Source organism: Methyloprofundus sp. (assembly GCF_965251085.1).
Lineage (GTDB): Bacteria > Pseudomonadota > Gammaproteobacteria > Methylococcales > Methylomonadaceae > Methyloprofundus.
The window spans coordinates 4330886-4344074 of the sequence record NZ_OZ252594.1; the positions used below are offsets into that span (position 1 = coordinate 4330886).

Genomic DNA, 13189 nt, shown 5'->3' on the forward strand with positions numbered 1-13189 from the left:
TGTTAAAAACCTCGTCATTCCCGAAGTCCTTTTATCGGGAATCTATGCTTCTCCGGCTAGATTCCTGCTTAAGCTTGTGCCCACGCTTGACTGGGTAGCATGCAGGAAGACAACGTATAGCTGAGGGTTATGGGTTATCAGGAACATTTTTATAAGCTTTCCAGGCAAGAGGCAACTATACTTCGCGCGGTCACGGATGCGCATCCGTGACTCCGCGAAGTATATACTAAATTATTCGCTCAAAGCATTAACCAGCACATCTTGATAATAACGAATTCTATCTATATATTTGACGGGTTCAGCGCCTCGGGCATAGCCATATTTTAGCTTCTTATAATATTTCTTCTGGCTTAATAAAGGCAAAACTTCTTTTAGATCATGCCAAGTGCTGGGGCTTTTACCTAAATCTCTGGCTAATTTCCTAGCATCCAGCAAGTGACCAAAGCCTACATTGTATGCGGCCAGCGCAAACCAGATACGGTCATCGGCAACAACATCCTCAGGCACTCTTTTGATCAGCTGGCTTAGGTATTTTGCACCGCCTTTAATGCTTTGCCGAGGGTCTGTACGTTTTTTAATCCCCATTGCCTTGGCAGTCGTCTGGGTCAGCATCATCAACCCTCTAACACCTGTATGGCTACGCGCTCCTGCATTCCAGTGAGATTCCTGATAAGACTGCGCTGCAAGTAAAGTCCAGGGGATCTGGTATTGTTCTGCGACTTCTCTAAAGGCAGTTTCATATCTGGGTAAGCGTGATTTAATCCTCTTCAAATAGATGTGGTTATTATAGAAATCAAAAATATCAACATAACCATAATAGCGTTCGTTGATGATATTTAGCATAGAATTGCTTTCTATTTTTTCAAACCAGTCTGTGACCGTTTGCTTAAAAATTTCAGAATCTGAAGGCAGCACCCATGCCAGGCTCTGCTTCTCTGAAAATGGAAAAGCTTCTTTTAAGCTGGGATAATATGGATGATTCAAGGAAAATACATTTGAATCTACCACGGTACAATCAACTTCTCTCTTTACCAACTTTTCCAGCACTTGCTCCGTGGATAATTCACTGGTGGTTTCCCACTTTAGTTCGGGATAGTTTTTTTGTTGCTCTTGCAATGCTTCTACATAACTGCTCTCAGCTATTACCAATATTGATCGTCTGATTAAATCCGTTACGTCTTTAGGCAGTCTCGATTTTCTATGACAGACTACCTGCTGTTGCACGGTTCTATAGTCAGGTCCAAACAGATACTTCTGCTCACGCACATCGGTACGGGTTAATCCAGCCGCTGCAACATGACCCTCACCTTCGTTGATGGCATTCAGCATCGCTTCTATATTATCCACTATCTTATATTCCACATCGACATTCAAAGAATCAGCCAGTGCTTTGGTCAAATCATACTCAAATCCGGTAGGGGTATCATCCGCCCCCAGGTAATACGTTGTGGGGGAGTTCAGTGTCAGCACTATTAACTTTCCCTGCCTGCGTATATCATTCATTACTGGGTCAGTTTCACTACAACTAGTCAGTATGCAAGCAGAAAACGTAATTAATAGTAATGTGTGAATTAGTCTGGACATGTTTATCTTTTTTTGTTGAAAAATCAATCTAACACTAGAACATTTTTATCTTACACTGCTGATAATAGCAAAGATTGTTTATAATGTTTAGGGGCGAGAATTCAATAATACCGAGTCTGACTTGCCTTTTGACTCCACAGCCGCGCCAGAAAAACAGTTACGTAGCCAGCTATGCGCCTGTGTTTCTGACACTACTGTGAAGCCAAAATTCTACGTCATACTTTCCGATATTATTAAATCCTCGCCCCTTAACAGTTATCTACCCATTGCTACCTAAACTCCAAGGGCTTAATAATATCTTGAGGTTTGTGTTCCAATTATAATAATATAGCCAGTATTAAGCTTGCGGAATACGGTCTCTAATTTAGTTCCACCCACACCTAAAATAACTCGATGAATAAACAGCTGCCCATCGGCCCTATCATGATTGATATTAGTGGCACTACACTCAGTCAATATGATAAAGAAAAAATTGCCCATCCTAATTCCGGTGCCATTATTTTATTTGCCCGGAATTATGCCGACCCAGAGCAAGTAGCTGAGCTATGCCAGCAAATTAAAGCAAGCCGGAATGGTCCTATTCTCATTGCGGTTGATCAGGAAGGCGGGCGGGTACAACGTTTTCAAAATGGATTCACTCGCCTTCCGCCGGTTGCCGCTTATGCAGAAAACCAAGAATTATGCGCAGAAGCGGGCTGGTTAATGGCGGCCGAATTACTGGTATTAGGTGTAGATTTCAGCTTTGCCCCGGTACTGGATATAGACTGCGGCGTTAGTCAGATTATTGGTAATCGTTCATTTTCACAAGATCCTGAGCTTGCCTGCCAGCTCGCGAGCTCCTTTAGACGAGGAATGCGTAGCGCCGGAATGGCTGCGACCGGTAAGCACTTCCCTGGGCATGGTGCGGTAGCGCTGGATTCCCACCTGACATTACCGATTGATAAGCGAGACTTTAAGAGCATTTATAGTAAAGACATTCTGCCTTTTAAACACTTAATTAAAGAAGGACTAGAGGCCATTATGCCAGCACATGTCGTTTATCCAGAAATAGACGAGCTACCTGCCGGATTTTCTGCTATCTGGATAAACGAGATTTTACGTACACAACTGGGTTTTAATGGCGCTGTATTCAGTGATGACCTAAGCATGGAAGGAGCGGCCTGTGTTGGCGACTTTACCGAGCGCGCCAGACTTGCACGTGAAGCGGGCTGCGATATGATACTGGTTTGTAATAATGAACCTGCAGCGGAACAGGTACTGGAATCAACTCCGATTAAGCATAATCCAACCCGTGAACAACGTTTGCTAGCCATGCAAGGCAAGACTGAACTAACAACTCAGGCGCTTAAAAACAGCGACAGATGGCAATCAGTGAGCCAACAGCTAATCGAGCTAGCAAATTCTTATGCTGAGTGAAATTAAACAGGTACAAAAAACCGCTCGCCTATTACATTCGGCTGATGAGATAGAAAGCGCCATAGATAAGATGGCAGAAAATATTAGTGCGCAACTTGCGCACGTTAACCCTATCATACTCTGCGTTTTGAATGGCGGCATCGTGGTTACTGGCAAGTTAATGACCCGGCTTAATTTCCCCTTAACACTGGATGCAATTAATGTCAGCCGCTATGGTGATCAAACCAGCGGTAGAGAATTGAATTGGCGACAGAAACCTACAACCTCTCTGCAGGATAGAGCTGTATTGATTGTTGATGATATTCTGGACGAAGGCATCACTCTACAGGCAATTTACCAATACTGTCAGGAACAAGGGGCAAGCCAAATTTATAGCGCGGTACTAGTCGATAAACAACTTAATAAACGTAAACCGATTCAGGCAGACTTTGTAGGTTTATTAGTTGCCAATCACTATTTATATGGTTATGGTATGGATTATAAAGGCTATTTACGCAACGCTGCCGGGATATATGCCTGTGCTGATTTGTAAGAAAAACTACAAGACAGGCGTAAAAAATCTTTAGCTTTTTTCTGCTAACGCACTCCAGGCAAATAAAGACGACTTCCTCTACCAGCAAAAATGAAAACAACTGCAATTATCGGTGGCTCTGGCCTGACACAAATAGAATCAATTAATATCATAGACCAGAAGCATTTCCAGACACCTTATGGAGCCCCCTCATCGGCCTGTACTATCGGTGAATTTTCTGGGCAAACAATAATATTTCTCGCTCGTCATGGCAATCCACACACGATTGCCCCGCATAAAATAAACTATCGTGCCAATCTTTGGGCTTTAAAAGAAGCCGGTGCCGAACAAATTATAGCGGTTGCTGCCGTCGGCGGCATTACTCCCGAAATGTATCCTGCCCGCATTGCCATACCCGAGCAAATTATTGACTATAGCTATGGTCGTGAACACACTTATTTAGCCAGTGAGTCAGCTCCCGTTGACCATATCGACTTTAGTTTTCCTTATCACCAAAGCCTGCGCGAGCAATTGATTCACAGCGCAGAATCTCTTAATATTAATATTCAGGCTAAAGGGGTTTATGGATGTACTCAAGGGCCCCGTCTGGAAACCGCTGCTGAAATTCTACGTATGCAACGAGATGGTTGCGACCTGGTCGGCATGACCGGCATGCCTGAAGCAGCGCTTGCTAGAGAACTTAAAATTCCCTATGCTTGCTGTGCAGTCATTGCTAATTGGGCAGCGGGCAAATCAGCTGGCGAAATCACTATGCCCGAAATCCTTATCAATCTGGAACAGGGGATGGCTGGCACTGAGCAATTATTACAACACTTTCTAACCCACACATCTTCATAGGACTTAAAAGATGACCAACAGCATGACGGCTTTTGCCAACAGTGAAATGGATTTTGAAAATCTGACCATTAATTGCGAGTTACGTTCGGTTAACCACCGATATTGTGATATCACACTGAAATTACCCGAACGATTTCGCTATGCAGAAGCGGATATTCGACACGCTATCAGCGATAAATTAAAACGTGGCAAAATAGAATGCAACCTAAGCTTTAAAAAACATAGTCAGGCACAGCAAAAGCTAAGTATTGATATCGATGCTGTAAGTGCCTTATTATCAACAACCGGGTCCATAGCCCAGCTCATGGATCAGCCTCGCCCTTTTCGGCTCTGGAAGTACTCGCATTTCCTGGAATACAAATTGAGAAGCAAAGCGACAAAACCGCTTTATTAGCTACTTTAAAACAATTATTAGCCACTGCTATCGATCATTTATTGCTGGCACGACAACGCGAGGGTACACAACTAAGTCAGTTAATTTCCGGTCGCTGTGTAAAAATGCAGCACCTGGTGCGTCAGGCACAAGAGCGTATGCCTGTGATTTTAGAGCATTTACGCAGTAAATTTAAAAAACATATCGCAGAACTCGTCACTGACCCAAACCACGATCGGGTAGAACAGGAGATGGTTTTATTAACCCAGAAACTGGATGTCGATGAAGAACTTGACCGGTTGGAAACGCATATCATAGAAGTCTTACGTGTGTTAGAACAACAGGAACCTATTGGCCGTCGCCTGGATTTTTTAATGCAGGAGATGAACAGGGAAGCCAATACACTGGGCTCTAAGTCAGCAGATAAAGAAATGACCGCAATTTCAATTGAACTTAAAGTTCTTATAGAACAAATGCGTGAACAAGTACAGAATATAGAGTAATGTAGCACACCATTCCATACCATTTTACAACCTCATTAAAGCCGCTATCTTAGCGGTTTTTTTATGTCCTTTGACTGCTGCACCCAGCATCACTTTTTGCATAACTAGTGCCTGAACGAAAAGTCAGTTTTTTAAAAAAACATCACACCCAATCTACCATAATATTTTCCGATTTGGCTTAGTTGAGATAACAATCCACCCATTATTACGAATTTGCTCAGCACAATGCTATTGTGCCACTTTTCAGACATACTAATCCCTCAGTAAGGCCACTTTCTTTAAAAACTTAAGCGGCTTTCTTTTTTTCTTTGGCCAATCGTTGTCGTTCCATATCTCGTTTAATTGCGCCCACTTTTTGTATGTTCCTTGATAATACAGCCAGTGCGGTATAGCGTTCAAAACCATCAATTCCATGGTCCCGACATTGACTCAATCCATGAACCTGCAATGCATTAATGGCCGACTCAACAGCTGAGTGTTTCTTTTTGGCCTGTTTAAATTGATCGGCATATTCACGTTCCTTGTCCTTGACCGATAATTTCCCTTTTTTCGGCAAAGTCACTTCATCAAGTATCTCTTTCAGCCCACTTTGATTGCTCTTGCTATGAAAGCCTTTGTCAAAACTACACGCATTGAACGCTGGAAATTTCGCTTGTGTCGCTTCAACCATACCTATGGCTATTTTATCATCCGTTTCTTTTTGCATGACCTTATGATGCAGTATGAATCCGTGGTAGTCTTCAACTATACAGACGCGTATACCTAATTCAACGGGAACCCCTGCCTTGCCTTTGCTAATCCATTCGGTATGTGGCTGAAACAGGGAAAATACTTTTTCATCATGAGGGATGGTTTCTCCCTCAATCACGCGTCGTCTGATCTGATCGACTTGTCGATCGCCATGCTGGAGAAAGGTTTGCATCTTAAGCAATAGGACTTCTGGAACCTTATAGGTGCTTATTAATAACGCATAACTTTGAGTGACTCGGTTCAGGTACTTTTGAGCTAAATCAATATAAACCTGATGTGCGTTACAAATCAAATCGGCCTGAGCCCGTTTTTTCTTTTCGTCCTTCGAGGTGGAATGACGCAGCTTTTGAATCCGTCTATATTGTCGTTTGAATTCAGTGAGGTTATGTTTATGCTGCCGCCAATCGGGAAGGTCGTGTTCCTGGCACCAGTAAACACACTGACGGAATAAGACCCTCATCACATCGTAAAGCAAGTTAATGTCGGTTGGAAAGTGAACATCGGTTTTTAAGACAAATGAATCGCAACGCCCCTGAATGGATGCAGTGGACTCTAAATTAAGCAACTGATAACCCGAGCGAATGACTTCAGTATTAATGCGATCCATGATCTCAGGTGTAAATAACTTTAGATTATCTCTTAGGGTTTGTAAGCGATAGTTTTTGTCATCAAAAGTACCGTGCCCTAGCATCATTCTGAGCGTTCGATGTTCGTTGGCGAGTTCCTGGATACGATCGAAGTCAGCACCGAGTGCTACCCGTAAGGTGCCTAATACCAGAATACGCCACTGTTCCATGCCGGGACGACCTTTATTTGATGAGACGGCAGCTGTTTCATCACTGCCTTTTTTGTTCTTGCGCGGGATGACTTCTTGAAGAATTTTGAAAACAGCTTCTTTTAAAGGGCCAGTTGTATAGATGTGTTGCAAGCCCAGCAGGATGAGTGGAATATCATCGCGTGATGTGACATCAATGACGATGTTGGCAATATCGACTTGTCCTATTTCCAGTTGTGATGATATGACATTTCTCATGGTTTTTTTTGCGGCGAAGTTTTGCTAATAGAGGGCTGGAATTAAAGGTTCGGTATTTGCCAATGCACTTTCTGGGTAAAAAGACCTATTTAAAAACAGTGACTTATGTGTTTTGTATGAAAAATACTAAAATGGCGATTTTTTAATCTTCAATCGTTTTATTAGCTGTTATTATAGCATAGTTATCTGATTTTAAAGGGAATTTAGTTATTTCCGTTCAAGCACTAACTATCATGTGCCAATATCAGACATCTTGATTCAGACGAAACTAATTTGAGACCATTTCCTAATTTTTTGCGGATGAAGTCAGCTCATAAATTAAGCGCAGATCGGTTCCTGGATAGTTGAGTTCCGTTTGATTGAGTTGTTCAAATAACTTTTCTATTACTTTATTACTTGCAGGCCGGGAAGTACTATGCACACGTATCCGAAGTTGTTTTTTTACTTTATCGGGTAATATATCGGCTTCTGTCACAAACAGCGTTTGTAATAGTTGCCTTGCCATCGGAAAGTCGATTGTCGGTGAGGTGAGGTTAGCAGAGCGGCCATTGCTGTTTCTGCCCGATAAGCGATCATGTTGACAGTATCTATCAGCCGCTTTTTCCCTGGCAGAAGCTGTTCGAACTTATCTTCGTCTCTCAACTCTTGCCAGGTAATGTGTTTGGGCGTTTGGCTTAGTTTTTCCTTGATGGTTTTTAGTTCATTTTCATAAGGGAGATGGAAAGAAATAATCATCCAGAACAACCAGGAGAAATGGTCAAAAACCATTTCTCCAACGATGGCATTCGGTCAACAAACTGATAATACGTCTTCATTGCTTTTTTACCTACCTTTACTCCTGTTTCATATATTTTTTCTGTTAATTTAACAAGAGGTGCTTTGCCATTGTAGGTCATACTTTTGGCAAATTTTAAAGTTGTTTCAACTGTATCCATTATGTCGCCACTAATATGATTTTCATAGGCTCCCCATACTCGTTCAATTGGGTTATATTTACTATGATAAGGAGGGTAGTAGGCCAGTTTTATCTTTATGTTGCTTTTTTCAGCAAACTCCACAAGCCTTTTTATAAACTGAGTTCTGGAGCTACTGTTCTCCATACCATTGTCAGCGTTAATTGTCAGAATATCTACTCCATATTTTTCTTGAATTTCTGGCCAAATTTCTTCCAATCGGTCAACGATGAAATCACTGCTGGCATAGCCTGCTGTAAAGAAAAGGAAAAAATCATCATGTTCAGGCAGATAAAAACCAAAAGGAGTTAACTTTTCCTTAACATCTAAATCATGATCCTCTGCTTTTGTTAAAACCCGATTTCGTCCTCCCCGTGAAAAATTTCCTATATTCATTCTTGCTTTGGCATCAATTGATATACGAATCTCTTTTGGGTTGATATCTGCCATTCCATTGACTGAATGAACTTGTTCAAAAATTGCATCCGTTTCCTTGATTTTCTTATGAGGCTTTGTTTTTTGTACCTTTTTTGGATGGTAACTCAGCTCAGCATGAAATCGAAGCCGTAATACGTCGCGTAATTTTCGCATTGATATTCTCTTTGTTGGCATCACCATCTCTTATTTTTAATAAATAAGAACGGTAACAGTTTTCAAAAAATCAATGCGTAAATAAGGGAATTATTGATCGTGAACATCCATTCGCATGCAACACCAAAAGTGTTCATGTTCCGGTGCGAATGGGTGTTCCCGTTCGATAAGAATCAGCGTTCACGATGCATAAGAATAGGTGTTCATGATGGGTGCGAATATGCAAGAGGTTTAGACTCTCGCCATCATCGAACATTTACTCCCTCTGCATAGTTTTATACTCTGCATAGCAGCCATAAGCAGACAGTAATAAATTTCACTTTCAATCGAGTCTGGTCGAGTAGACGGGTTCTTCCGACAAGTTAGTCAATGAGTCGATAATACTTTTATTGTACACTTCGCTGCACGCAGCTACTGTGTGATTTCTAACCATTGCTGATTCTCATCAGTTGTTACCACGCCCCTCACAGAACCGTGCTGGCGCTATTTACGCACACGGCTCCTCGACAACACGCTTTACCTTGAAATAGATAATAAATTCACCGTAATTCGTGGATTCGGTAATGGGTACAATTTGAGAAGTTTAGTAAACTTTTCCCATGTGTAGCAACCCCGTTTTCCACGACGATTTAACCATTTATACAACGTTTTAGTGACCCAATAGGCAAAGCTTTGCAGACTTTTACTATTATCGGTCACACCGTAATAGGCAAAATGTCCGCGCAATTTTGCCGCAGTCGTTTTCATAATTTGTTTGGTAGGCAGCGTTCTGCTTGCCTTTAACCATTCTTTATATCCAACAATCTTGGCGGTAAATCGTTTGCTGACCGTTTTCCTTTTCATCCGATAACGCTTGCCATCACAACTACGTGAGTTGTAGTGCGTGAACCCTAGAAAGTCAAACGTAGCTGCTCTTTCTCCTCTGGCTTTTGCTTTTGTTTGTGCAAATACGCCAAACTCAAACTGTTTGGTTTTCTCGGGGGCAACTTCAAGGTTAAATTGCTTTAGCCGTGTTTCCATGGCTTCCTTGAAGTGCTTAGCTTCAGCTTCTATTTGAAAACAAACAACGTAGTCATCCGCATAGCGGATGAGCCGTGCATAGCCTTTACATTTCTGCTTTATACACTTTTCAAACCAGAGGTCGAGTGTGTAGTGCAGGTATATATTGGCCAGCAGTGGTGATATGACTCCACCTTGCGGTGTGCCTGTTTCACTGGCTTTGTGCTGTCCGTCTTCTTGTATCCCTGCTTTTAGAAACCGTTTGATGAGTCTAAGTATCCGTTTGTCCGCTATTCGATGACTGATAAAGCATATCAGTTGCTCTTGGTCTACATTATCAAAGAAGCCTTTTATATCGGCTTCAACTATATAATGAACGGGCTGGCCTTCGACTGTTTGACTTAATGCACGTAACGCGTCATGGCAACTTCTTAGGGGTCTAAACCCATAGGAGTCGTTAAGAAAATCTTGCTCATAGATTGCTTGCAGGATTTTGACTAAGCCAGCCTGTACCAATTTATCTTCTAGCGTCGGGATACCCAGTGGTCGTTTCCGTTGACTGCCTGCTTTGGGAATGTAAATCCTTAAGACAGGCTGTGGTTTATACGCCATTTTATGCAGTCGTTCGACTAGATTGTCTAGGTTTGCGTCTAAATGAATAGCGTAGTGATCTTTGGTGATATTATCTATGCCTGACGCGGCTTTTCCTTTGAGCTGCGTAAAGCATTCCAGCAGTAACTCTTTATTCATCAGATGATACAAACTGGTGAATTGACAGTCCTTGTCTGTGCTGGCTTTCTCAGGCTTCGTTGCAGTTTTGTTGGCACGCTTTCTACATTACTGTGCATGATACATGTGTCCCTGCTCCGCTGTTGTTGTCGTGATGGCCTTCCCTCCAGATGCATTACACACTTTCATCGGTACTATGCCACCATCCGACTTCCTGAACCGCTTCGGTTGTTCTTGTTTTATTATCACTTGTTCAACCTACTCTCTTCTTTGAAAGACGACTCAGGATCTCCCGAGTTGCCGATTATTCCCAATGTCCAACATGCCATGCTTTACAACCCCGAAGCAGTTCTATGATACTTGTCATGCGCGTCATAGAATAGGGACTTCCAGAAAGGGTACTCTGTCGTCCTGCTTACGTAAAACCATTTCGAGGCTAAATCACTTCAACTTGCGCTTACGGCCTGCTGGCTTGCGCCCATCGTGCTTAACATTTGGAGTTACCTCCGCCTGCCCGATGTTTACTATCTGGTGGTTGACCTACCTTGCCAGAGCGGGACTTTCACCCGCTGGAATTATCGACCTTGCTCGGCCGCACACCCTTTTGGTTGCTTTTGGTTCCTTTTGGTTTTCTTTTGGTTTTAGCAAAGGGAATAGCCCTAACAATATGAATGAGCCAAGTAATGTAGGCGATAAAATACCGGCTAGTGATTTAATTTTACCCAACTCGATGCCCGCATTAACATAAACCACAGTACCAGCCAGCATCCCTATCTGGCTTACTAGGTAGAAGGTCAAGGTTTTCATTTTAGTTAACCCCATTAACAGGTTAATCATAAAAAAAGGAAACAAGGGTACTAAGCGTAACGTAAATAAATACCAACTTCCTTCACGCTCCACCCCTTCATCAATGGCTTTCAGGGAATCGTCAAATTTAGCAGCAACGCTATCCCGGAATAAAAACCGTGCTGCCAAGAACGCCAGGGTAGCACCTATAGTCGAAGCAAAGGAAACAATCACAGGAAATCAAGGGGTCAGCCAACTTGATTTGTTGTTTTTATTTGTCCTCTATTTCCATATTTCAAGCTGGCTGACCCCTTGATCTGCCGACCCCTTGATCTGCCTGCCAGGTCCAGAGGCACGGATACCAACTTTACAATGTCAATAACCTCAAGCTCGCTCGCTTTAAAGAAATCTTTCCCGCACCCGCAAAATCCGATCCGATCGATGCTCACAAAATCCTAGAGTTGTTTCAGCTTCAGGATCATTTGCCACTCGCCAAAGGTGTTCTACAGGCCGTGTTGCCCGTACCCGATGCCAATCGACGGTTAAAACGCCTCACTCGACGGCGCCGCCAGTTGACCAACGAAAAGGTTGCCTTGCAAAACCGTATACAGCCCGACCTACAAGCGACCTGCCCAGCTCTGCTGGATATTACCGGAAGTGTTGATAATCTGTGGTTTCTACACTTTCTAACGTGTCGTGATGACTTGGTGAAACTAGCGCGACTACAATCCAAAAGCCTGATTGCCATTCAAGGTGTTGACAGGGGTTACCTCAACCTCATTTGCGATTGGCAAAAACAAGCAGAATTTTCTGATGAGATCGAGGAAGTGGGCCCGATGATTCAAGAAGATGCACGCCGCCTATTAGCCTTAATGGCTTCGATTAAAGCAATGGATGCCAGAATTGACCAACAAATTCAAGACTCCGACTATGCTCAACATATTAATTCGATTCCTGGCTTTGGCTTGGTATGCAGTGCTGAACTAGCTGGCGAAATCGGCACTCTGGAGCGTTTTCCGAAACAAAGCAGCTTCTCAATCTATATCGGCATGGCTCCTCTTGATAATCAGTCAGGCGCTTATCAAGGCACGAAATCACCGAAGCACGTCAATACCCGGGCTCGCAAAGCGATGATGACTGCAGTTTGTCGTCACATGACTTGTGTACCCGAATCTCGCGCTTACTATGATAAAAAGAGTTCCGAAGGCAAGACGCATAATAAGGCCATTCGCGCTTTAGGACGCCATATATCGAGAGTTATTTGGTCCATGCTGAATCATGAGCGAGACTATATAGAGCCGATTCCAGTACAATTAAAAAAAGCTGCTTAACGATAAGAGCTACTCATTTTTATTGAAGTTTATGAAATGGTGGCAAACTACGATCTGTCAAAATAATAGGAGCACTAGTATTCAGCTCCTGATTTTTTCTCTGGTTTGACTAGAGAGGGAGAGAATTACGTCAAATATATTGGCTAATTCTTAAATAAAACTTGAAAATTCCAGAGGGATGTTCAGGTCTTTTGTTTATGACTACACCTCAGGCAGTGATATTGTTAAGAATCATAAATCAAAGACCTGACCCCAAGGTTTCTTGCGCAGTATCGACCTGCTGTCAGGTGGAACAGTCTTGTTATTAAAATTATCAGGTTCCTCTCCTTATTGCTCTTTCTTTTCAAGAGCCTGGCAGGCTGTCACGCTTATTATTTCCACGTTAAACTTTGCAAACATCAAAACCCGCTTTTGCTCTTTCTTTATAATTGTGTGGTAGTTGTCCGAGTTTCCCTTCTCCGCACTTATCCTTGCAAACATCAAAAACCTGCTTTTGATTTTTCTGCTTTTTTCGCAAGCTTATGTTCTCCGCGTCCAGCCTATATTTTTTCCAGTAAAAACTAGCTTCACAGCACTCACTTTTGCTCTTTCTACAATGAGTTTCTTTTCCACTGTTTGCCTTCGCAGAAGGCTATAACGCGAAGCTCAGGAGTATTTTTGAGATAGCTTTATCATCTCAAAAATATCTGTCTGGAACTTCTGGTTATCGGATTTTCGATAATCGGTAGTTTTGGACAGTTCTACTGAGCTTCGCGTTACCGGGCGCGCCTTG

General features: G+C 42.6%; 12 protein-coding genes and 1 pseudogene. 6 read left to right on the plus strand and 7 right to left on the minus strand.

Translation table 11 applies throughout. The annotated features are described in order from the left end of the window. Nucleotides 1–231: 231 nt before the first annotated feature. On the minus strand, nucleotides 232–1584 hold the full coding sequence (gene mltF / locus ACQY3F_RS20350) for a membrane-bound lytic murein transglycosylase MltF (RefSeq protein WP_428356889.1): 1353 nt from the start codon (nucleotides 1582–1584) through the stop codon (nucleotides 232–234). A gap of 393 nt (nucleotides 1585–1977) precedes the next feature. Between mltF and nagZ the strand changes: the two genes are divergently transcribed. The 5 genes from nagZ to ACQY3F_RS20375 all read left to right on the plus strand — a co-directional run bounded on the left by nagZ (nucleotide 1978) and on the right by ACQY3F_RS20375 (nucleotide 5245). Next, the gene (gene nagZ / locus ACQY3F_RS20355; RefSeq protein ID WP_428356891.1) at nucleotides 1978–3000 is read left to right on the plus strand and encodes a beta-N-acetylhexosaminidase; all 1023 of its coding nucleotides are present in this window, start codon (nucleotides 1978–1980) and stop codon (nucleotides 2998–3000) included. Further along, nucleotides 2990–3532, plus strand: coding sequence for a hypoxanthine-guanine phosphoribosyltransferase (locus tag ACQY3F_RS20360; protein ID WP_428356892.1), 543 nt, complete (start codon nucleotides 2990–2992; stop codon nucleotides 3530–3532). The genes nagZ and ACQY3F_RS20360 overlap by 11 nt, the downstream gene beginning before the upstream one ends. Nucleotides 3533–3622: 90 nt before the next feature. Further along, a complete protein-coding gene (locus ACQY3F_RS20365; protein ID WP_428356893.1) occupies nucleotides 3623–4369 on the plus strand; it encodes an S-methyl-5'-thioinosine phosphorylase in 747 nt (248 codons plus the stop codon). A gap of 10 nt (nucleotides 4370–4379) precedes the next feature. Next, entirely contained in the window at nucleotides 4380–4763 is a 384-nt protein-coding gene (locus ACQY3F_RS20370; RefSeq protein ID WP_428356894.1) for a YicC/YloC family endoribonuclease, read from the plus strand. Beyond that, the gene (locus ACQY3F_RS20375; RefSeq protein ID WP_428357757.1) at nucleotides 4730–5245 is read left to right on the plus strand and encodes a YicC family protein; all 516 of its coding nucleotides are present in this window, start codon (nucleotides 4730–4732) and stop codon (nucleotides 5243–5245) included. The genes ACQY3F_RS20370 and ACQY3F_RS20375 overlap by 34 nt, the downstream gene beginning before the upstream one ends. A gap of 286 nt (nucleotides 5246–5531) precedes the next feature. Here the strand turns inward: ACQY3F_RS20375 and ACQY3F_RS20380 are convergent, their stop codons facing one another. The 6 genes from ACQY3F_RS20380 to ACQY3F_RS20405 all read right to left on the minus strand — a co-directional run bounded on the left by ACQY3F_RS20380 (nucleotide 5532) and on the right by ACQY3F_RS20405 (nucleotide 11320). Further along, entirely contained in the window at nucleotides 5532–7028 is a 1497-nt protein-coding gene (locus ACQY3F_RS20380) for an ISNCY family transposase (protein WP_428354718.1), read from the minus strand. Nucleotides 7029–7314: 286 nt separating this feature from the next. Continuing rightward, nucleotides 7315–7533, minus strand: a complete 219-nt coding sequence (locus tag ACQY3F_RS20385; protein WP_428356895.1) for a putative transposase — start codon at nucleotides 7531–7533, stop codon at nucleotides 7315–7317. Beyond that, nucleotides 7500–7763: a putative transposase gene (locus tag ACQY3F_RS20390; RefSeq protein ID WP_428356896.1), complete on the minus strand. Its 264-nt coding sequence runs from the start codon at nucleotides 7761–7763 to the stop codon at nucleotides 7500–7502. Before ACQY3F_RS20390 ends, ACQY3F_RS20385 begins: the two co-directional genes overlap by 34 nt. Further along, nucleotides 7760–8572, minus strand: a complete 813-nt coding sequence (locus ACQY3F_RS20395) for an ISAzo13-like element transposase-related protein (RefSeq protein WP_428356898.1) — start codon at nucleotides 8570–8572, stop codon at nucleotides 7760–7762. The genes ACQY3F_RS20390 and ACQY3F_RS20395 overlap by 4 nt, the downstream gene beginning before the upstream one ends. Before the next feature lie 516 nt (nucleotides 8573–9088). Further along, nucleotides 9089–10321, minus strand: coding sequence for a group II intron reverse transcriptase/maturase (gene ltrA / locus ACQY3F_RS20400; RefSeq protein WP_428356900.1), 1233 nt, complete (start codon nucleotides 10319–10321; stop codon nucleotides 9089–9091). A 519-nt stretch (nucleotides 10322–10840) separates the two neighbouring features. Continuing rightward, a complete protein-coding gene (locus ACQY3F_RS20405) occupies nucleotides 10841–11320 on the minus strand; it encodes a TVP38/TMEM64 family protein (protein ID WP_428356901.1) in 480 nt (159 codons plus the stop codon). A 119-nt stretch (nucleotides 11321–11439) separates the two neighbouring features. Here ACQY3F_RS20405 and ACQY3F_RS20410 point away from each other — a divergent pair. Beyond that, nucleotides 11440–12417 (plus strand): annotated as a pseudogene (locus ACQY3F_RS20410) (IS110 family transposase); the annotation flags it as partial. Nucleotides 12418–13189: the final 772 nt, after the last annotated feature.

What these genes read in the sequence shown, in the direction of transcription:
- mltF (WP_428356889.1), bottom strand. Translation starts at nt 1,584, where the DNA reads ATGTCCAGACTAATTCACACATTACTATTAATTACGTTTTCTGCTTGC.
- nagZ (WP_428356891.1), top strand. Translation starts at nt 1,978, where the DNA reads ATGAATAAACAGCTGCCCATCGGCCCTATCATGATTGATATTAGTGGC.
- ACQY3F_RS20360 (WP_428356892.1), top strand. Translation starts at nt 2,990, where the DNA reads ATGCTGAGTGAAATTAAACAGGTACAAAAAACCGCTCGCCTATTACAT.
- ACQY3F_RS20365 (WP_428356893.1), top strand. Translation starts at nt 3,623, where the DNA reads ATGAAAACAACTGCAATTATCGGTGGCTCTGGCCTGACACAAATAGAA.
- ACQY3F_RS20370 (WP_428356894.1), top strand. Translation starts at nt 4,380, where the DNA reads ATGACCAACAGCATGACGGCTTTTGCCAACAGTGAAATGGATTTTGAA.
- ACQY3F_RS20380 (WP_428354718.1), bottom strand. Translation starts at nt 7,028, where the DNA reads ATGAGAAATGTCATATCATCACAACTGGAAATAGGACAAGTCGATATT.
- ACQY3F_RS20385 (WP_428356895.1), bottom strand. Translation starts at nt 7,533, where the DNA reads ATGGCAAGGCAACTATTACAAACGCTGTTTGTGACAGAAGCCGATATA.
- ACQY3F_RS20390 (WP_428356896.1), bottom strand. Translation starts at nt 7,763, where the DNA reads ATGATTATTTCTTTCCATCTCCCTTATGAAAATGAACTAAAAACCATC.
- ACQY3F_RS20395 (WP_428356898.1), bottom strand. Translation starts at nt 8,572, where the DNA reads ATGCGAAAATTACGCGACGTATTACGGCTTCGATTTCATGCTGAGCTG.
- ltrA (WP_428356900.1), bottom strand. Translation starts at nt 10,321, where the DNA reads ATGAATAAAGAGTTACTGCTGGAATGCTTTACGCAGCTCAAAGGAAAA.